Source organism: Aeromonas sp. Y311-2, assembly GCF_027706025.1.
Classification (GTDB): Bacteria; Pseudomonadota; Gammaproteobacteria; order Enterobacterales; family Aeromonadaceae; genus Aeromonas; species Aeromonas veronii.
This window is the reverse complement of record NZ_JAPDCL010000024.1, coordinates 52797-73859: the sequence shown is the minus strand read 5'-3', so window position 1 is coordinate 73859 and position 21063 is coordinate 52797. Positions and strand designations below refer to the sequence as shown.

Here is a 21063-nt window from a genome sequence, read left to right as displayed (position 1 = left end):
CCCTCCCCACCATCCAGGCAACACACAGGAGAGCTCCCCGCCATGGATCGCCACGAACTGCTGACCCGCTTCCAGTTGCAGCGACCCGCCCCGGCCCATCGCCTCGCCATTGGCGGGCTCAGTCCGGCTGCGGTATTGATCCCGGTGGTGATGCGCAATGAGGGGCTCAGCGTGTTACTGACCCGGCGCAGCCCACGGCTGCGTCATCATGGGGGGCAGATCAGCTTCCCCGGCGGGCGACAGGATCCCGGCGACGAAAACCTGATTGCCACGGCGCTGCGAGAGACCGAAGAGGAGCTCGGCATTCCGGCACGGCTGATTGAAGTGATCGGCACCCTCAACCCGCTCAATACGGTGTCACGATTCGAGGTACTGCCGGTGCTGGGGCTGCTCGATGGTAACTATCCCCTCATCCTGAGTCCGGATGAGGTGGATCACGCCTTCGAAGTGCCGCTGACCCATCTGCTGGATCGGCGCAACCACATCCCCCTGACCCTTTCCAGAGGGGGGAAAGCACACACCATCTACTGGATCCCCTGGCAACAGCACTTTATCTGGGGGGCTACCGCCAGCATGATCAACCAGCTAGCCCAGCATCTCGCAAAATAACAATTTACCTACATTTGGCTGAGCGAGATTTAATCATTAACACTAAAATAACGTGCCAATTGATAAACAATAATTGAATTTTTCTTGTTTTGATCACATTTCCATAAGAAAGTGCGGTTTTTCGTGCCGTAAAGATGAATTTGATCAACATTTTTGATTAGAAAAACCGTATCCTTGCGCCGACTTAATAAGAACCACACATTCGGGGTGAGATAGATGTCAAACACAGTCACTGGCACGCAGGGAGTTGCGGCGTCAACAGAGCAAGGGATCCGCTCTACTCAAACCACTCGTTGGGAAAAACGCGACTCTACCTGGGTCATCAGTCTGTTCGGGACCGCGGTTGGCGCGGGGATCCTGTTCCTGCCGATCAACGCGGGTATGGGCGGTTTCTGGCCGCTGGTCGTCATGGCGCTGCTGGTAGGTCCCATGACCTATCTGGCACACCGTGGTCTGGCCCGCTTCGTCCTCTCCTCCAAAAAGCCAAATGCAGACATCACCGAAGTGGTGGAAGAGCACTTTGGCGTGGGTGCCGGTAAATTAATCACCCTGCTCTACTTCTTCGCCATCTACCCCATCGTGCTGATCTATGGCGTGGGTATCACCAACACCGTGGAAAGCTTTATGGTCAATCAGCTGCAGGTGAGTGCCCCACCGCGCTGGATCCTCTCCATTGTGCTGATCATGGGCATGATGTCGGTAATGCTGGCCGGTGAAAAGCTGATGCTGAAAGTGACCGAGCTGCTGGTTTATCCGTTGATCGCCATTCTGGCCGGTATCTCTTTGTACCTGATCCCTGACTGGACCGGTGCTGCGCTGGAGCAAGTGCCCTCTGCCAAGGATTTCGCCACTACCCTGTGGCTGACCATCCCGGTACTGGTTTTCTCCTTCAACCACAGCCCGGCCATCTCCAGCTTCTCCCTGGCCCAGCGCCGCGACCACGGCGATCAGGCTGTCGAGAAAGCCGATGCCATCCTCAAGCGTACCGCCATGGTGCTGCTGGGCTTCGTGATGTTCTTCGTCTTCTCCTGCGTCATGAGCCTGACACCGGCCCAGCTGGCAGAAGCCAAGGCCCAGAACATCGCCGTGCTCTCCTATCTGGCGAACCAGCATGCCAGCCCCATCATCTCCTACTTCGGTCCGTTGGTTGCGTTCGTAGCCATCGTATCCTCCTTCTTCGGCCACTATCTGGGTGCCCGTGAAGGTCTGAAAGGGATGATCGTGCAGAACATGCGCAAGTCCGGCAAAGAGCCGAACGCCAAGAAAGTCGAGATGTTCATTATCGCCTTCTTCATCCTGACCCTGTGGGGCACTGCCATTGCCAACCCTTCCATCCTGGGCATGATTGAATCCTTGGGCGGCCCGATCATCGCTACCATCCTGTTCATCATGCCGATGTACGCCATCAAGCGCGTACCGGCTATGGCGAAATATCAGGGCCATATCAGCAACGTCTTCGTTGCAACCATGGGCATGATCGCCATCTCCGCCATCCTCTATCAGCTGGTCGGTTAATCCCCTACCTGCCGCTGATAGCAAAAAGCCAGCCGAACACTCGGCTGGCTTTTTTTATTGCGTTGTCCCGTCCTGAATATGCTTACGCCTCATCATGCGGTTATTGCGGTGACGTAATCCACACTCACGCAGCAACCTGGGACACAGCCCTTATCCGGCACCAGCATCATGGTGTTTCAGGGCTTCGCACCGAACCTCGACCAACAAAAATGCCAGTCGGGTAAGCGACTGGCATCTCTTGATAAACACGCACTATCTCTGGCTGATTAGAGTGGTTGCGCTTCCAACAGGAACGGCGTGATACCGGTGATTTCCGGAATACCGAGCACCAGGGTGTCTTTCTGACCATTGCTACCCGGTTTCATGGTCAGATATGCAGTGACACTGGCGTTGCGATCGGCAAATTCGCGCATCCTTTTTTCCCAGAGCCCCTCATAAATTTTTCCCTCTTTGATATCAGCAGGCCCTGTCAAGGTATTGAAACTGCATGACCGATTGTTCCAACCAGTCAACGTCAGCTTGTTCAAACCTTGAGTGTTGGCCTCTGTCTCACCGCTTACAGAACACCCTTCTTTAAACAGGATGGTCAGCTTGATCCCCAAACCATTGTTGCTGCGCTCGGTTTTGAAATCTTGAAACAGTGCACTCTCCCCAAGGTTGTACCAGGAGTCCGCGTTGATAGGCGCAGTGACCATCGGCTGCAATGCCACTTGGCCGCCCCAATTCTGAATAGTGAGTGCAGAATCGATTTTGGCTTTGACGGGTCGATAATCGAGTACCCAGAGTGACTGGCTGCTTCCCGCCGTATCTGGCACAGACGCCACCTTGACCAACCCATCGACATTGGTATTGGACTTTTGCTCAGCCGAGTCGAAGGTACTGGGTTGGCTTTTGTTCACCAGCAACGACAACGTCAGTGGGTAACCCTCACCTTTATTCAGAGAAGAGAAGCCTTGAGGGAAGGTATAAGTGCTGACTGTGGCACTTCTTTTCTCAGCAATGTTCATCGCCCAACCCGTGCCCTCTGTGGACGCCGGATAGACAAGACCGACCGCACGATAACTGTCGTTGACCGGACGGTTGATTAACTGCCCCTGAGCGTCCATCAGGACGGGGAGATAGACGCCAGCCACCGGCAGCGCCCTCGGTTGCGGCTCCGGTGGCGTGGTACCACCACCACCACTATCTCCGCCACCACCACCGCAACCAACCAAACCTAATGCACCAATAATTGCCCACGAAAGCGTAGTTTTTTTCATTATTTAATCTCGTTTTTTAGCCTGAACCTTATTATTCCGCAGCTATTTTAACGGGGCAGCACCCGCACTGTCTGTCGGCTATTTGTAACCAAACATTTCATCAAAATGAATGTTTTCTTGCGCACTCCTCTCCTCAACACATTTAGGCCCGCTGATATAAAAAGCCCCTCACAGAGAGGGGCTGAATCGAAAAATCGAGCTACCGGCTCACGCCTCGCTGCTGGGCAGCGCGGAAGGTTCCAGCAGGGTTTCATCTTCGGCCATGCAAGCAGCGGCGGTGAACAGCACGTCGGTGGAGCTGTTCAGTGCTGTCTCAGCAGAATCCTGCAACACGCCGATGATAAAGCCGACGGCCACCACCTGCATGGCGATGTCGTTGCTGATGCCAAACAGGCTGCAGGCCAGCGGGATCAGCAGCAAGGAGCCACCGGCGACACCGGATGCGCCACAGGCGCTGACGGTGGCAACCACGGAGAGCAGCACAGCCGTTGCCATGTCCACTTCCATCCCCAGGGTATGTACCGCCGCCATGGCGAGCACAGTGATGGTGATGGCAGCACCCGCCATGTTGATGGTGGCACCCAGCGGGATGGAGACCGCATAGGTATCCTCCGGCAGACGCAGTTTTTCACACAGCGCCATGTTGACCGGAATGTTGGCGGCAGAGCTGCGGGTAAAGAAGGCGGTCACGCCGCTCTCTTTGAGGCAGGTCAGCACCAGCGGATAGGGGTTGCGCTTGATCTTCCAGAAGACGATCAATGGGTTGACCACGAAGGCGATAAACAGCATGCAGCCGATCAGCACCACCAGCAGTTGGGCATAGCCAAACAGGGCGTCAAAGCCGGTCTCTGCCAGAGTGGAAGCAACCAGACCCAGGATCCCGAGCGGAGCACAGCGGATCACCGCTTTCACGATGGCGGAGACACCGTGAGACAGGTCAGTGATGAGCGCCTTGGTGCTCTCGTTGGCATGGCGCATGGCGATACCCAGACCGATGGCCCACGCCAGGATCCCGATATAGTTGGCATCCATCAGCGCCTTGACCGGGTTGGTCACCACGTTGAACAGCAGGGTCTGCAGCACCTCGGTGATCCCGCCTGGCGGGGTGATCTCGGCAGTATTGGCCACCAGATGGAGGTTAGAGGGGAACAGGAAGCTGGCAATCACCGCGACCACGGCCGCAGAGAAGGTACCAAACAGATAGAGCAGCAGGATCGGTCGCATATTGGTCTTCTGACCCTGCTTGTGACCAATGATGGCCGCCATCACCAGTACGAATACCAGCAGCGGAGCTACCGCTTTCAGTGCACCAACGAACAGACTGCCGAGCAGACCTGCCGTTTTCGCCCACTCGGGCGCAAACATCGCCAGCAAGATACCGAATACCAGACCAACCAGGATCTGGCTGACCAGACTGGTGCTATTGACCAGCCGAAGGAGGGGGTGTTGTTGTGTCATCAAAAAAGTCCCTAAGCACCGTAGTGCATGAATCATGAGTCCTGTCTGCAACCACCCATCGGGAGACCCCTGTCGCCCGAATGTGGTGTCTGTGGCCAGCCTTCTGTCGGGCCGATCCGCCAGTCACCGGATTGCATGACGGAATATCCCATTCGCCATCTTTTTTTTCCAGAGACTCACCAAAAAATATCCCGTTTATATCACAAAAAACCGCAACAAAATCTCAACAGCAGCGCAACCACCCATTTTTGTACGTGTTATCGGCACTCTCTGCTCTCGACTTGGCAACCATTCCTGTGTCATCCGTGACCGGCGTCGCTGTGCTATCATCCCCCATTTGCCGCGGAGCCTTGCCATGATCCCATCCCTGCTCAACCAATATTTTGGTTTCTCCGCACTCAGGCCAGGTCAGGAGGCGGTGATCAGCCGGGTGCTGGCAGGTCAGAGTGCCGCCGCCATCTTTCCCACCGGCTCCGGCAAGTCGCTCTGTTATCAACTGCCTGCCCTCGCCCTGCCTCACCTGACCCTGGTTATCTCGCCGCTGCTAGCGCTGATGCACGATCAACTCGCCTTCCTCAAAAGCAAGGGAATAAGCGCCGCTACCCTCGACTCAAGCCAGAGCCCGGAGGAGAGCCGACGAGTGATGCAGCAGGCGCTGGATGGCCAGCTCAAGATCCTGATGATCTCGGTGGAGCGACTCAAGAACGAGCGCTTTCGCCGCTTTATCCAACAAGTGCCGCTCTCGCTGCTGGTGGTTGACGAAGCCCACTGTATTTCTGAGTGGGGCCACAACTTTCGCCCCGACTACCTCAAGCTGCCGAGCTATCGCCATGACCTGAAGATCCCGCAGGTGTTGCTGCTGACGGCCACCGCCACACCGGCGGTGATTCAGGATATGCAGACCAAATTCGGCATCGAACCGGAGGGGGTCGTGGTCACCGGTTTCTATCGCCCCAATCTTGATCTGGCAGTCATTCCCCTGGCGCCCGACGCGCGGGATAGCTGGCTCGCACAGGAGCTGGCCAACGATCCGGCGGCCCCCACCATCGTCTACGTCACCTTGCAGCACACCGCCGAAGCCTGTGCCGAGCAACTCATTAGAGAAGGGATCAACGCCCGCGCCTATCATGCCGGACTCGACTCGGCGCTGCGCAGCCAGATCCAGCACGACTTCATGGCTGGCAAGGTGGACTGCATCGTCGCCACCATTGCCTTTGGCATGGGGATCGACAAAGCGGATATCCGGCGGGTCATTCACTACGATCTGCCCAAATCCATCGAAAACTACAGCCAGGAGATTGGCCGCGCCGGACGGGATGGCCAACCATCGCGCTGTATCGTGCTGGCCAACCAGAGCCAGCTGCCGGTGCTGGAGAACTTCGTCTACGGCGATACGCCGGATTTGAGTGCCATCCTCCAGCTTCTTGCCATCATCAAGCAGAGTGGGAGCGAGTGGGAATTCACCCTGCTGCGCCTCTCCAACGACACCAATATCCGCCAGTTGCCCCTTAAAACCCTGCTGGTCTATCTGGAGATGGCAGGCATCATCACCCCGGCCTACAGCTACTACGCCGACTACCGCTTCAAGTTTGTGCTGGATAAAGACGAGATTGTGAGCCGCTTCAATCCGGATCGCCGCCAGTTTCTGGAACAGCTGTTCGCCTGTGCCCCGCAAGCGCGCAGCTGGTGCACCATGGACTTTGACGCCCTCTGGCAGGGCTATCAGGGGGAGCGACAGCGGGCGGTTGCGGCGCTCGACTACCTGCAGCAGCAAGGCTGGATCGAGCTTGAAAGCAAGCAGATGACCGAGGTCTACCGGATCACCCGTCAGGAATGGGACAACGAGCAGGAAGCAAATGCCCTGCATGCCCTGTTCCTGCAAAAAGAGCAGAGTGAGCTGGCCAGACTGCAAGCCATGCTCGACTTTTTCACCTCAAGTGAGTGCCTGAGCCACCGCCTCGCCCGCTATTTTGCCGATGAGGTGGCGCCGGTTCATTGTGGCCACTGTTCGGTTTGTCGCGGCGAGGTGGCGCATCTCCCGCCCCTGCCCTCACTGACCATGCCAAACGAGGCGGGGATCCGCGCCTGGTGCGATCCGCTGATTACCAAAACCGGTTTCGTGGATGCTCGTGTTCTGGCCCGTTTCCTGTGCGGCATCACCACACCGCTGACCAGCCGGGTCAAAGCCAAATCGCTGGCGGGTGCAGGCCAGTTGGCCGCGCACCCGTTTGCAAGCGTCCTGGCGGCAGTGCAACAAGCCTACCCTTGCTAGATGAGTGCTGGCGGCGTCAATAGCCACCAGCAGAAACAAGCGTTTACAGACGCAGAAAAAGAAGACCCTCGCGGTTGCGAGGGTCAAGCCAACGGAAACGTGCTTAAACAGAGCTTGGTGAGGCAACAGTCAACTCTCTTGCTAAAGCGTCTTGCTGCTCACACATCGCCAATCTAGGGCACTCAAAATGTAGCGTCAATGTAAAAATTAGAGCAAAAACTCCAAACAAAGTGATTTACGTTGACGTACACGTAATGACGTTTTCATTCATAACCCCGCTAACCCGCAGCCCCATTGCCTTTCGTCAAACCCCTTAATCTTTTCGCAATAAGTTCCCTGTTTCCCATAAACATTTATTTTTTATGTCTTTGACATTTACCTCACTATCGTGGCAAAAATAATTTAACAGTCAGTAACATAGCGGTGTTGTTGACTGACCCTCCCCGCACAAGGATCGGGCAGGTTTCTTCAGAATTTAACCTATCAACCGTGATGGATTACTGGAGTCTGTTGACTAGGCTTTAAAAGCGCACAACACAAAAGCAGTCATCCACATTTTTCAGGGTAAGCGACTATAACGAGGGCAAAGTTATGGGCATATTCGAGCATTACCAACAGCGATATGAAAAAGCGAGAGAAGAGGAATATACCATCCAGGAGTTCCTGGATATGTGTAAGCAGGATAAAGCCTGCTACGCCTCCGCAGCCGAACGTCTGCTGACCGCCATTGGTGAGCCGGAGATGGTAGACACCTCAGCCAACCCCAGACTGAGCCGACTCTTCTCCAACCGCGTCGTGGCACGCTATCCCGCCTTCAAGGATTTCTACGGGATGGAAGAGGCCATCGAACAGATCGTCTCCTACCTCAAACACTCCGCCCAAGGGCTGGAGGAGAAGAAACAGATCCTCTATCTGCTGGGCCCTGTTGGCGGCGGTAAATCCTCGCTGGCAGAGAAACTCAAATCCCTGATGCAGAAGGTGCCCATTTATCGCATCAAGGGCTCACCGGTCAACGATCACCCCTTCTGCCTGTTCGATATCGAAGAGGATGGGGAGATCCTGGAAAAAGAGTACGGCATCCCGCGCCGTTACCTGCGTCCCATCATGTCCCCCTGGGTGGCCAAACGCCTGCACGAGTTTGGCGGCGACATCACCAAGTTCAAGGTGGAGAAGGTCAACCCCTCCATCCTCGATCAGATTGCCATCGCCAAAACGGAACCGGGTGATGACAACAACCAGGATATCTCCTCACTGGTCGGCAAGGTCGACATCCGCATGCTGGAGCACTTCGCCCAGGATGACGCCGATGCTTACTCCTACTCAGGTGCGCTGTGTAAAGCGAACCAGGGGGTTATGGAGTTTGTGGAGATGTTCAAGGCGCCTATCAAGGTACTGCACCCGCTGCTGACAGCAACCCAGGAGGGTAACTACAACGGTACCGAAGGGCTCTCTGCCCTCCCCTTTGACGGCATTCTGCTGGCCCACTCCAACGAATCCGAATGGCAGCAGTTCCGCAACAACAAGAACAACGAGGCCTTCCTCGACCGCGTTTACATCGTCAAGGTCCCTTACTGCCTGCGCGTCTCGGAAGAGGTGAAGATCTACGAAAAGCTGCTGGTCAATAGCGAACTGACCGAGGCCAAATGCGCCCCAGGTACCCTCGAACTGCTGGGCCAGTTCTCGGTGTTGTCACGGCTGAAAGAGCCGGAAAACTCCAGCATCTACTCCAAGATGCGGGTCTATGATGGCGAGAGCCTCAAAGACACAGATCCCAAGGCGAAGAGCTATCAGGAGTATCGCGACTACGCCGGTGTGGACGAGGGGATGAATGGTCTCTCTACTCGCTTTGCGTTCAAGATCCTCTCCCGCGTCTTCAACTTCGACCACGCGGAAGTGGCCGCCAACCCGGTGCATCTCTTCTATGTGCTGGAGCAGCAGATCGAGCGCGAGCAGTTCCCGCAAGAGCTGCACGATCGCTACCTTGAGTTCATCAAGGGTTATCTGACTCCGCGTTATGTGGAGTTCATCGGCAAGGAGATCCAGACCGCCTATCTCGAGTCCTACTCCGAGTACGGTCAGAACATCTTCGATCGCTACGTCACCTACGCCGACTTCTGGATCCAGGATCAGGAGTACCGTGACCCCGAAACCGGCCAGCTGTTTGACAGAGCGTCCCTCAACAGCGAGCTGGAGAAAATTGAAAAACCCGCCGGGATCAGCAACCCGAAAGATTTCCGCAACGAAATCGTCAACTTCGTGCTGCGTGCCCGGGCCAACAATGCAGGCCGTAACCCCAACTGGACCAGTTACGAGAAGCTGCGCACCGTGATCGAGAAGAAGATGTTCTCCAACACGGAAGAGCTGCTGCCGGTTATCTCCTTCAACAGCAAAACCTCGGCCGAGGAGCAGAAGAAGCACGATAACTTTGTCGAACGGATGATGGAGAAAGGCTACACCCGCAAACAGGTGCGACTGCTCTCCGAATGGTATCTCAGGGTACGCAAGTCATCCTGACCCTGACTGTTCAAGGGGGAGTTATGGCGCATTTTATCGACCGCAGGCTCAACGGCAAAAACAAAAGCGCTGTCAATCGGCAGCGCTTCATCCGCCGCTACAAGAAGCAGATAAAACAAGCGGTCTCGGATGCTGTCTCCAAGCGCAGCATTCAGGACGTAGACAAGGGCGAGAGCATCAGCATCCCGACCAAGGATATCGGCGAGCCCCATTTTCATCAGGGGCACGGCGGTAAACGGGAGATGGTGCATCCCGGCAATGATCAGTTCGTCTCCGGCGACAAGATTGACCGTCCCAAAGGAGGCGGCGGACAGGGTTCAGGCGAGGGACAAGCATCCAATCAGGGAGAAGGGGCCGATGATTTCGTGTTCCAGATCTCCAAGGATGAGTATCTCGATCTGCTGTTTGAAGATCTGGAGCTGCCCAGGCTGCAGAAAACCCAGCTCAACCAGCTGATGGAGGTGAAAACCTATCGGGCGGGCTACACCTCAAACGGGGTGCCCGCCAACATCAACGTGGTGCGCTCGCTTCAAAACTCGCTGGCACGGCGCATGGCGTTGCAAGCTGGCAAAAAGCGCCAGTTGCATGAACTGGAAGAGCGACTGGCACTGCTGGCCGCCGATCCCAACGAACACTTTGCCGAAATTGCCCAGCTCGAGAAGGAGATCCGCGAGCTGAAACGGCGGATCGATGCGGTACCATTTATCGACACCTTCGATCTCAAGTTCAACAACTTCGTCAAACGGCCCGTCCCTTCCAGTCAGGCTGTGATGTTCTGTCTGATGGACGTATCGGGCTCCATGGATCAGGCCACCAAGGAGATGGCCAAGCGTTTCTATATCCTGCTCTATCTGTTCCTCAGCCGGACCTACAAGAACGTTGAGGTTGTTTACATCCGCCACCATACCCAGGCCAAGGAGGTGGACGAGCACGAGTTCTTCTACTCCCAGGAGACAGGCGGCACCATCGTCTCCAGCGCCCTCAAGATGATGAATGACATCATCAATGAGCGTTATCCCGCCAACCAGTGGAACATCTATGCGGCGCAAGCGTCGGATGGTGACAACTGGGCTGATGACTCACCGCAGTGCCGTGAAATTCTGGCGCGGGACATCATGCCAAGGGTGCGGTACTACTCCTACATCGAGATCACCACCCGTGCCCACCAGACCCTGTGGCACGAATATGAGTCGGTAGCCAGCCAGTTCCCCCACTTTGCGATGGAGCACATTCGCAAGGTCGAGGATATCTATCCGGTGTTCCGCGAGCTGTTCAAGAAACAAGCGGCGTGAGGAGGTCACATGATCGAAACAGAAAAACGTGTAGCGCCACTGGATGACGGACCAGACTGGAACTTCGATCTGCTGGAGACCTATCACCAGGAGATCGCCCGGGTCGCCCGTTTCTACAAGCTGGATACCTACCCTAACCAGATCGAGGTGATCACCGCCGAGCAGATGATGGATGCTTACTCCAGCGTTGGCATGCCCATCGGCTACCAGCACTGGTCGTTCGGCAAGCGCTTTATCCATACCGAGCGCAACTACAAGCGCGGCCAGATGGGGCTGGCCTACGAGATCGTCATCAACTCCGATCCCTGCATCGCCTACCTGATGGAGGAGAACACCATGCCGATGCAGGCGCTGGTGATGGCCCACGCCTGCTACGGTCATAACTCCTTCTTCAAGAACAACTACCTGTTCAAGGCCTGGACCGATGCCTCATCCATCATCGACTACCTGCTGTTTGCCAAGAACTACATCACCCAGTGTGAAGAGAAGCATGGCATTGAGGCGGTGGAGCAGCTGCTCGACTCCTGCCATGCCCTGATGAACTTCGGGGTGGATCGCTACAAGCGTCCCCAGAAGATCTCGATGGCAGAGGAGAAGCGGCGTCAGAAGGCGCGGGAAGATTATCTGCAGACTCAGGTCAACGAGCTGTGGCGAACCCTGCCCAAGCAGCATAAAGCGGCTGGCGTGGAGGACAGGCGCTACCCCGCAGAGCCCCAGGAGAACATTCTCTACTTTATCGAGAAGAATGCCCCCTTGCTGGAGCCCTGGCAGCGGGAAGTGGTGCGCATCGTGCGCAAAATCAGCCAATATTTCTATCCGCAAAAGCAGACCCAGGTGATGAACGAGGGATGGGCCACCTTCTGGCACTACACCATCCTCAACCACCTCTATGACGAGGGCAAGCTGAGCGATCGCTTCATGATGGAGGTGCTGCACAGCCACACCAACGTGGTCTATCAACCGGCCTACAACAGCCGCTACTACTCGGGGATCAACCCCTATGCGCTGGGGTTTGCCATGTTTACCGACCTGCGCCGCATCTGCGAGAACCCGACCGAGGAAGATAGATACTGGTTCCCCGACTATGCCGGCAGCAACTGGGTCGAAACCCTCCACTTTGCAATGCAAAACTTCAAGGACGAGAGCTTTATCAGCCAGTTCCTGAGTCCCAAGGTGATGCGCGACATGAAGCTGTTCGCTATTGATGACGATGATCTGAAGAACTATCTGAAGGTCTCCGCCATTCACAATGACGAAGGCTATCGTCAAGTGCGCAATACTCTGTCGGCCCAGTACAACCTCAGCAATCTGGAGCCCAACATTCAGGTGTACAACGTCGCCGTGAAGGGGGATCGCTCCCTTACCCTGCGCTATGTGCCCCACAACCGCATCCCCCTTGGCGACTCACGCCATGAGGTGCTCAAACACCTGCATCAGCTGTGGGGGTTTGATGTAGTGCTGGAGCAGGACAACGGTGAACTGCCACCCGATATTATCGGCCGCTGCCCGGAGCGCAAACCGGGGATCTGATCCGTGACGTGATATCTCGACGGCCCACTTCGGTGGGCCGTTTTTTATCAGCGTTTGCCTCTGCCTGCATCATCGCAGCACAACCGGAACAAACCACAACATAGAAAGAGGCCCGCATGGGGTGCGGGCCTCTTTGCCTTGCGGTCAATCTGCAGCGGTTATCAGTAGAAGGTCTGCTGCTCTGCGGCCATCGCCTTGAGACGGGCACAGGGGGCGAACCGGTCGCCGTGGCGCTTCTGGTAATACTCCAGACGGCCAACCAGATGATCGATCCCGAGCGTGTCCATATAACGGAACGGGCCGCCAAGGAAAGGCGGGAAACCGATGCCGAAGATGGCGCCGATATCGCCATCACGGGCCGACGCCACCACACCGCTATCCAACGCCATGGCCGCTTCGTTGAGCATCAGCAACACGCAGCGCTCGGCGATTTCCTGACGAGCCAGCTTGGCAGACGGCTTGATACCGAGCACGCCATAGACGCTCTCGTCCACCGTCTTCTTGCCCTCTTTGCCGGTCAGCTTGTTACGCGGTGCCGCCTTGCCATAGAGGTAGAAGCCCTTGCCATTCTTGCGTCCCTTGCGATCATTTTGCAGCAGTTTGTCGAACGCCTTGGGCGCCTGGAACTGCTCGCCGCCCAGCTCTTTTTCGAGAATGGGGGAGATCTTGGCGCCCACATCGATACCGACCTCATCGAGCAAGGTGATGGGGCCAACCGGGAAACCAAAGTCCAGCAGCGCGCTATCCAGCACCTCCACCGGCTCCCCTTCCAGCACCAGTCTTGCCGCTTCATTCATGTAAGGGGCAAGGATGCGGTTGACGTAGAAACCGGCTTCGTCCTTCACCACGATGGGCGTTTTGCCCTGGGCGCGGGCAAAAGCCAGGGTGGTGGCGACCGTCTCGGCACTGGTGCCAGCGTGGGGGATGATCTCCGCCAGCGGCATCTTGTCCACCGGGCTGAAGTAGTGTAGCCCCACGACCCGCTCCGGATGCGCCGCCTCTGCCGCAATCTGGTTGATGGGCAAGGAGGAGGTGTTGGAGGCAAACACTGTGTGTTCACCGCACTCACGCTCCACGTCTTTCACCATCTGGTGTTTGAGCGCGAGATCTTCAAACACCGCCTCCACCACTATGTCGACCCGGTGAAAACCGGAGTAGTCGAGGGTACCGGTCAACAGGCTCATCTGCTTTTCCAATTCGCTGCGCAAGATGTGACGGCGCTTGAGCTTCTTGGCCAGAATGTCATAGCTGTAGCGCATGGCATTGCCGATCCCGGCACTTGCCACATCCTTGATCCGCACCGGCACGCCCGCCTTGGTAGCGGTGACGAACGCGATGCCGCCCCCCATCAGACCACCGCCCAGCACGGCCGCGTGGCCCACCTTGCGCGGCTCGGCCCCCTGATAGGTGACCTCTTTCTTCATCTCGGTGGTGGCAAAGAAGATGGAACGCAGAGCGGCAGACTCAGCCGTCATCACCAGCTCGCCAAAGTGGCGGGATTCGGCGGCCAGACCGGCCTTCATCCCCTCCTCCACGCCGATGCGCACAACATCCAGGATCCGCTCCGGCGCCGGGTAGTTGCCACGGGTCTTGGCTTTCACCCCCTTGCTGGCCTGATCGAACAGCACCTTGCGACCCAGTTTGTTGGTCTCCAGCACCTTGCCCTGCAGATCCCGTTTCAACTGATGGCGCGGTTTGCCCTTCTTGGCGAGCTTGATGGCAGCATCCAGCAAGATTGACGGCGGCACCACATCGTCCACCAGCCCCAATTTCTTGGCTTGTTTTGCCCGCACCTGCTTGCCGGTCAGCATCAGATCCAGCGCCTTGGCCACCCCGATAAGACGCGGCAGACGCTGGGTACCGCCAGAGCCCGGCAGCAGGCCAAGCTGCACTTCCGGCAATCCCAACACAGATTTGCCGTGATCGGTCACCACACGGCCATGACAGGCCAGCGCCAGCTCCAACCCGCCACCGAGGCAGGGACCATGAATGGCGGCGATCACCGGAATGGTCAGCCCCTCGATCTCGGCAAAGATCTCCTGCCCTTCCCGCGACAGGGTCTCGGCATCCTTGGCACTGGTGCAGGCGGCCAGCATGGTGATATCAGCACCAGCGATGAAGGAGTCCTTTTTGCCGGAGGTGATCACCAGCCCGATCAAATCCTTGTTGCGTTTTACCTCGTCCAGTACGGAGCGGATCTCCTCGACAAAGGCGGCTTTCAGGGTATTCATGCTCTCGCCCGGCACATCCATGGTGAGGATGCCGATGCCATCTTTGCGAACATCAAGGGAAAAAGTCTTAGCGCTCATCATTCAACCTCCAACACCATAGCCACGCCCAATCCACCCGCCGCACAGGCGGTGTTGAGCCCCAGTCCCCCACCGCGACGACGCAGCTCATGCAAGGTCTGGGTGATCATCCGCGCACCGGTCGCGGCAAAGGGGTGGCCATAGGCCAGCGAACCGCCGAGGACGTTGAACTTATCCATGTCCACCTCACCGATGGCCTGATCGCGGCCCAGCTTGTCACGGGCAAACTCGTGGCTGGCAAACATCTTGAGGTTGGCCAGCGTCTGGGCGGCAAAGGCTTCGTGCATGTCGATCAGGGTCAGATCACTGAGCGTGATACCAGCTCTGTCCAGCGCCAGCGGCGTGGCATAGGAGGGGCCCATCAGCATGTCCTGCCACACATCGATGGCCGAGAAGGCGAAGCTGCGGATATAGCCAAGCGGTTCGAGGCCCAACTCTTTCGCCCGACCTTCGCGCATCAACAGCACGGCAGCAGCGCCATCGGTCAGCGGGGTGGCATTGGCAGCAGTGACTGTGCCATGAACCCTGTCAAACACCGGCTTGAGCTTTGCGTAACTCGCCAGATCCGAGCTTTCACGGATATTGTTGTCCCGCTCCAGCGGTGACTTGTAAGGCGGCACATGGGCGGTAAACACCTCGCCGCTGAGCTTGCCATCGGCCCAAGCCTGCGCGGCCAGGGTGTGGGAGCGGTGCGCCAGCGCATCTTGCGCCTCACGGCTGATCTGGTGACTCTTGGCCATCTGCTCGGCGGTCTGTCCCATGGAGAGACCGGTCGAATATTCCGCCACGGCAGGCGGTACCGGCAGCAGATCCTTGACCCGCAACTGGCGCAGAATATTGAAGCGCTGCTGCAGATTGCGCGCCTTGTTGAGATCCACCAGGGCGCGGGCCAACTTCTTGCTCACTCCGATAGGGAGCACGGAGGAGGAGTCAGCACCACCGGCGATGGCGATGTCTACCGTACCGGCCATGATGGATTCGGTAACGTTGGCCACCGCCTGAAAACTGGTGGCGCAGGCGCGGGAGACGCTGTAGGCATCGGTATTGACGCTCATGCCGGTACCGAGCACGATCTCGCGAGCAATGTTGGGGGCTTCCGGCATCTGAACCACCTGACCAAACACCAGCTGGTCGATAAGCTTGGGATCGAGATCGGTACGGGCAAGCATCTCGCTCACCACCAGTTTGCCGAGATCGACTGCAGGCACGCCATGAAAGGCGGTGGCCTGCTTGGCAAAGGGGGTACGCAGCCCCGCCACGACGGCAATCCGTTCGCCCTGGCGAGTCGTCAGTTTCAATGGCTGTTTCATCCTGGCTCCTTGGTTTAAAAGGCAGAGGTCTGACCTCATTGCGCCACATCTTAACAATCCAATCACAAGTTTCATACAGCTGATTGAAACTAAATTAAGCGCGGCAAGGCCCCTTTGCTCGCCCTTGGGAAGCAACTGGAGTATAAAAAGATCAACTTCCATAAAAACAACGGGTTTATCGCATGGCAGCGGCCGAGTTCAGAGCACTTAGGGACTATCTTGGCAGTCAGATCCTGGGGCAGGAGGAGCTAATTGAAGGGCTCCTGATTGCCCTGTTATGTGAAGGACATGTGTTAATCGAAGGGGCTCCCGGGCTGGCCAAAACCCGCGCCGTCAAGGCGCTCGCTGGCGCCGTCGAGGGACGCTTTTCCCGTATCCAGTTTACCCCCGACCTGCTTCCCGCCGATCTCACTGGCAGCGAGGTGTTTCATCCGCAGGATGCCAGTTTTGTATTCCAACCGGGCCCCCTCTTCAACCATCTGGTGCTGGCGGACGAGATCAACCGGGCGCCGGCCAAGGTGCAATCAGCGCTGCTGGAGGCCATGGCCGAACACCAGATCACCGTGGGCAAAAAGAGCTGGCGGCTGCCACCCCTCTTTATGGTGGCCGCCACCCAGAACCCCATCGAGCAGGAGGGAACCTATCCCCTGCCGGAGGCGCAGCTCGACCGATTTCTGCTCAAGCTGATGGTAGATTACCCGAGCCCCACGATGGAGCTCGCCATCTTGCAGCTCAACGCCAGCGGCGAACAACTTGGCGCGGCGCCGGTGACCCTGAGCCAGACCACCTTGCAACATGCCCGCAGCGAAGTGCTGGCGGTCAGCATGCAAAGCCGACTGGAGCACTATCTGGTAGAGCTGGTCTGCGCCACTCGCCCGGGCAGCGGCCTGTGCCCGGCTCTTGAACCGCTGATTGCCGTGGGCGCGAGCCCCCGCGCCACACTTGGGCTGGCTCGCTCCGCCCGCGCCCGAGCCTGGCTTGCCGGACGTGATTATGTGCTGCCGGAAGATATTCAGCTGCAAGCCTATCCGGTGCTGCGCCACCGCCTTATACCCAGCTATCAGGCACTGGCCGACAATCTGGATAACGATATCCTGATCGCCCAACTGCTGGATCAGGTGCCATGCCCCTAGAACCCGGTCTGCATCCCGATATCGCCCTGTCGCTGCCACGGCTGCTCAATATCCGGCTCTGGGCCAAGGCCAAGAAGCCACCTCACGCTGGCAGAAGCAGCAGCGAACGCGGCAAACCGGGCCGATCTCCCGGACTCACGTTTCGAGAGCTGCGCGCCTATCAGGCTGGTGACGAGGTACGCCATATCGACTGGCGAGTGACCGCACGCCTCGGTCGTCCCTATACCCGCCTCTATAGCGAGGAGCTCGATCAGGCGCACTGGCTGCTGCTCGATCTCTCTCCCGCCATGTATTTCGGCTCCACGCTGCAGCTCAAGGCGCGTCTGGGGTGCGAGCTGGCAGCAGCCTTGATCTGGCAAGGGGGGAAGCAGCACAACACCCTGATCTGCCACGGGCTTATCCCCCATCACCAGAGCCAGCGCGGCAGCGTGCTGCCCCTGCTCGAATCCCTCTGCCATCACTATCAGCAAGGGCTGGCCCGCCGGGCGCTTTCTCACTCACTGGCCGATACCTTGTCCGGCGTGAAGCTGCCTCACGGTGCCAAGCTGACGATCATCACCGATCACAGACCTTGCGAGTCGGCGCTCTGTCAGCAATTGCAACTGCTCTCCCGCCGCCACGATATTCACTATTGGCAGATCCGTGACCCCCTCGAGGCAGCCCTTCCCACTGACGGCCAGCTGCCAGTGGCCATCGATCGACCAGGGCAGCACTATCAGGGCTGGCTGGATGGGGGCCATGCCGGTTTCTCCCGCCGCTACCGGCAAGCCGCAGAGCAGCAGCTGGCCCACGGCAAGCAGCAGTTGCTGCCGCTGGTGCAGCGCCTCTACCTGCTCGATAACAGCCAGACGCTGCAACAACAGTGGCAGGAGGGGTTATGTCATCAGGGATGATCTCGCCCGCCGAACTCGACAGCGCCAGTCCCGCCTCCGAGGCCATCACCCCGCCGCTGGCCGCCCTGATGCGAGACATTCACCCGGGGCCGGATCTGATTGAACAGAGTCTTGACCCCAGAGTGCAGGCGCTATTGTGGCTATTGATCACAGGTCTATTGCTGCTGCTGATCATCCTGATTGCCCGCAGGGTGATACGTTACCGCCGCTGGTGTCGTCAGCTGGAGGGAGATCCGGCACTGCTGGTGGCACGCATACAGGAGGCCCTGCGTCATGAAGTACTGCAACGCTGGCCCGAGGCGCGCCAGCTTCAGGGAGAGGCGTGGCTCGCCTTCGTCGATCGTCACGGCGGCAGCGATTTCAGCCAGTTCTCGTCTCACTGGAGCAATTGGCTCTATGGCAGCCAGAACCCGACTCGCGAGCAGAGCGAACAGCTTCGGCAACATTATCGCCGCTGGGGTCAGACCCTCTTCTTGCAACGCTCCCCCCGCTCGGGGCGTAAAGCCGCACGGAGGCATCCATGATCCTGGCCTGGCCCTGGTTCGCACTGGCGCTGGTGCTCCCCTTGCTGGTGCGCTTCGGCTTGCCGCCCCTGCGCCGCGGCTATCTGGCTCACCCCGGGTTTGCGCTGCTGCGTCCTCAGGCCGGATTGCCGCTCTGGCGCGCCATACTGCTCTGGTGCGCCCTTATCCTCGCCCTCTGCCGCCCCCAGTGGTGGGGGGAACCGGTGATCAAATATGAGGGGAGTCGGGATCTGCTGCTGGCGGTGGACCTGTCAGACAGCATGCGTACCCCGGATATGCTCGATAACGGCGAGCAGCAAGCACGGCTGACGGCGGTGCGCCAGCAGATCAAGGCGCTGATCGCCAAACGGGCCGGAGACAGGGTGGGCCTCATCGTCTTTGCCGATCACGCCTACCTTCTCTCTCCCCTCACTCAGGAGATCCCGGCACTGTTGACCTTGAGCGACGAGCTCGATTTTGATCTGGTCGGCCGAACCACCGCCCTTGGCGAGGCGATCCAGCTGGCACGTCAGCATGGGGATCCGGGTCGCCCCACCGCCCTGCTGCTGGTCACTGATGGCCGCAATACCGCAGGCAATGCCGACCCGCTGCAGGAGGCCAAACTCGCCGCGGCACAGGGAATACGGATCTACACGCTGGGGGTCGGGGCCGATCCCGATACCTTTATCCAACCCTACGATGAGGCGGGCAGCGGTCAGGCCGATCCCAGCAGCGAACTGGACGAGCCGCTCCTGAAAGAGCTGGCACAGACAGGCCAGGGTCGTTACTTTCGGGCACGCACCCAAAGCGATCTCGATGCCATCAACGCGACTCTCAATACCCTTGAACCGGCCCCCATGCCGGTTGCCCACTACCAGCCGGTGATCGAGCTCTACCCCTGGCCGTTGGCACTGCTTTGTGGCTTGCTGCTTCTGCCATCAGGGCACGGCAGGCTGGAGTTTCGCATGGTGCGTAGCTGGCTGGCACGAGGCACGCGCAGATGGAGCTGATCTTGCTCCGCCCCCTGTGGCTGATCGCACTCATCCCCTGGCTCTGGCAAGGGTGGCGCCGTCGTCGCCAGCCCCCGCTGCTCGCACCTGCGATGCAGGCTTATCTGCTGCCAGCATCCCGTCCTCAGCGCCCCTGGCTCTGGCTGGCAACCCTGCCCGTCATTTTGGCCCTGAGTGGTCCCGCACTGCGCGGTGAGCTGCAACAGCAGCCTGCGGCACCGCTCGATATCTGGCTGCTGGACTTGTCACGCTCGATGACCGCCACCGACCTCAAACCGGATCGGGCGACCCGGGTCAGATGGCAGTTGCAGCAGCTCCTGAGCCGCGCAAAGGACGCGCGCATTGCGCTGATCCTCTACGCAGGCGATGCTTACCTCGCCATGCCGCCCACCCGGGATCATCAGGCCCTTTCGCTGCTACTGCCCGGCTTGCGCCCCGATATCATGCCGTTGCAGGGCAGCAACCCGGCACGGGCGGTGGAACTTGCCATGAAGCAGCTGGCCCCTGGAGAACAAGCGCGTCTGCTGCTGATCACCGACGACCTCACCCAGAATCAGATGACCCAAATCGCCGCCCTGTGGCCCTGCCAGCAACGCCTTCTTTGCCGCGACACCCAGTCGGCACGCCTCGATATTCTGCTCGCCAGCAGTGGTCAACCGGCCCCCATGCCCGCCATTCCGGCCAATGAGTTGGGGTTTGCCACCCGCATGCCCGCGCAGTTGCCCGTCCCCGATAGTCAGGCCATTGCCGCTCTGGCCAACCGTCTCGGCGGTGAGCTGCAGTGGCTTGGCAGCGATGTCCCCCGCTTTGCACCGCTGCCCACCACTACCTCTGCCCTCACCCCGGCACCACTGGATCTTGGCCCCTGGCTGCTGATCCCGTTATTACCATTCGCATTATTGGCCAGAGTCGGCGCCCGACTGATGGTGGCGCTGATGCTGGGGTGGCAACTGCTTGCGCCGCAAGATCTACAAGCTGCTGAGAGGGGCGAGCTGCAAGCGATGCAGGATTATCAACAGGGAAATTTTCAACAGGCCGCCCGCACTTTCGACGATCCGATCTGGCGCGGCAACGCCTGGTATCGGGCCGGAGCCTACCGACAAGCCATCGCAGCCTATCAGGAAGCGACGAGCGCCACCGCCCACTACAACCGCGGCAATGCCCTGCTGCAACTGGGGGAGTTTGCGGCCGCCAAGGAGGCCTATCTGGCCGCTCTGGCACTGGAGCCCGGCCATGAAGATGCGCTCTATAACCTCTCTCTGTTACAGGGCGCAGCGGCGGCTGCTCCCGATACCAGCAACAGCAAGCAGCCCAAGCCATCGGCTGAACAGCAGGCAGCAGCAATGCCCCTGCCACCCTCTCCCCCGGTGTTGCTGCTGGAGCAGCGACTGCGTAAAGAGGCGCTGCGCCGGGATCTGATCAAGGTGGAGGAGCCCTGGTGACGCGGGCAGGATGG

Annotated in this window: 15 protein-coding genes; 11 read left to right on the top strand and 4 right to left on the bottom strand. The window is 58.6% G+C overall.

All coding sequences use genetic code 11. The annotated features are described in order from the left end of the window. Positions 1-42: 42 nt before the first annotated feature. Positions 43-609, top strand: coding sequence for a CoA pyrophosphatase (locus OKC42_RS18860; protein WP_111900929.1), 567 nt, complete (start codon positions 43-45; stop codon positions 607-609). Positions 610-825: 216 nt separating this feature from the next. Continuing rightward, positions 826-2124, top strand: coding sequence for a serine/threonine transporter (locus OKC42_RS18855; protein WP_270820605.1), 1299 nt, complete (start codon positions 826-828; stop codon positions 2122-2124). A gap of 266 nt (positions 2125-2390) precedes the next feature. On the opposite strand, the gene OKC42_RS18850 is transcribed toward OKC42_RS18855, so the two are convergent. After that, positions 2391-3383, bottom strand: coding sequence for a hypothetical protein (locus tag OKC42_RS18850; RefSeq protein WP_021230165.1), 993 nt, complete (start codon positions 3381-3383; stop codon positions 2391-2393). A gap of 207 nt (positions 3384-3590) precedes the next feature. Then, complete coding sequence (sstT, locus tag OKC42_RS18845; protein WP_216962593.1) at positions 3591-4841, bottom strand: serine/threonine transporter SstT; 1251 nt, start codon at positions 4839-4841, stop codon at positions 3591-3593. Between the two features lie 355 nt (positions 4842-5196). On the opposite strand from sstT, the gene OKC42_RS18840 reads away from it, so the two are divergent. The 4 genes from OKC42_RS18840 (at position 5197) to OKC42_RS18825 (ending at position 12449) form a co-directional block, all read left to right on the top strand. Further along, the gene (locus OKC42_RS18840) at positions 5197-7113 is read left to right on the top strand and encodes a RecQ family ATP-dependent DNA helicase (RefSeq protein ID WP_270820600.1); all 1917 of its coding nucleotides are present in this window, start codon (positions 5197-5199) and stop codon (positions 7111-7113) included. A gap of 591 nt (positions 7114-7704) precedes the next feature. Beyond that, entirely contained in the window at positions 7705-9627 is a 1923-nt protein-coding gene (locus OKC42_RS18835) for a PrkA family serine protein kinase (RefSeq protein ID WP_033113275.1), read from the top strand. A 23-nt stretch (positions 9628-9650) separates the two neighbouring features. Then, positions 9651-10919, top strand: coding sequence for a YeaH/YhbH family protein (locus tag OKC42_RS18830; RefSeq protein WP_201997705.1), 1269 nt, complete (start codon positions 9651-9653; stop codon positions 10917-10919). Between the two features lie 9 nt (positions 10920-10928). Next, complete coding sequence (locus OKC42_RS18825) at positions 10929-12449, top strand: SpoVR family protein (RefSeq protein WP_019445117.1); 1521 nt, start codon at positions 10929-10931, stop codon at positions 12447-12449. 161 nt (positions 12450-12610) lie between these two features. Here OKC42_RS18825 and fadJ read toward each other — a convergent pair whose 3' ends face one another. Further along, positions 12611-14758, bottom strand: a complete 2148-nt coding sequence (gene fadJ, locus OKC42_RS18820; RefSeq protein ID WP_201997844.1) for a fatty acid oxidation complex subunit alpha FadJ — start codon at positions 14756-14758, stop codon at positions 12611-12613. Then, a complete protein-coding gene (gene fadI / locus OKC42_RS18815; protein WP_236302704.1) occupies positions 14758-16068 on the bottom strand; it encodes an acetyl-CoA C-acyltransferase FadI in 1311 nt (436 codons plus the stop codon). Before fadI ends, fadJ begins: the two co-directional genes overlap by 1 nt. A gap of 182 nt (positions 16069-16250) precedes the next feature. Here fadI and OKC42_RS18810 point away from each other — a divergent pair, with 182 nt between their 5' ends. From OKC42_RS18810 to OKC42_RS18790, 5 genes are read left to right on the top strand one after another with little or no spacing between them, the layout of a single operon-like run. Then, positions 16251-17201: an AAA family ATPase gene (locus OKC42_RS18810; protein WP_043819938.1), complete on the top strand. Its 951-nt coding sequence runs from the start codon at positions 16251-16253 to the stop codon at positions 17199-17201. Continuing rightward, positions 17192-18094: a DUF58 domain-containing protein gene (locus OKC42_RS18805; RefSeq protein ID WP_151285652.1), complete on the top strand. Its 903-nt coding sequence runs from the start codon at positions 17192-17194 to the stop codon at positions 18092-18094. The genes OKC42_RS18810 and OKC42_RS18805 overlap by 10 nt, the downstream gene beginning before the upstream one ends. Further along, the gene (locus OKC42_RS18800; protein WP_151285651.1) at positions 18079-18618 is read left to right on the top strand and encodes a DUF4381 domain-containing protein; all 540 of its coding nucleotides are present in this window, start codon (positions 18079-18081) and stop codon (positions 18616-18618) included. Before OKC42_RS18805 ends, OKC42_RS18800 begins: the two co-directional genes overlap by 16 nt. Beyond that, positions 18615-19607, top strand: coding sequence for a VWA domain-containing protein (locus OKC42_RS18795; protein WP_151285650.1), 993 nt, complete (start codon positions 18615-18617; stop codon positions 19605-19607). Before OKC42_RS18800 ends, OKC42_RS18795 begins: the two co-directional genes overlap by 4 nt. After that, positions 19598-21049, top strand: a complete 1452-nt coding sequence (locus OKC42_RS18790) for a VWA domain-containing protein (protein WP_236302703.1) — start codon at positions 19598-19600, stop codon at positions 21047-21049. Before OKC42_RS18795 ends, OKC42_RS18790 begins: the two co-directional genes overlap by 10 nt. Positions 21050-21063: the final 14 nt, after the last annotated feature.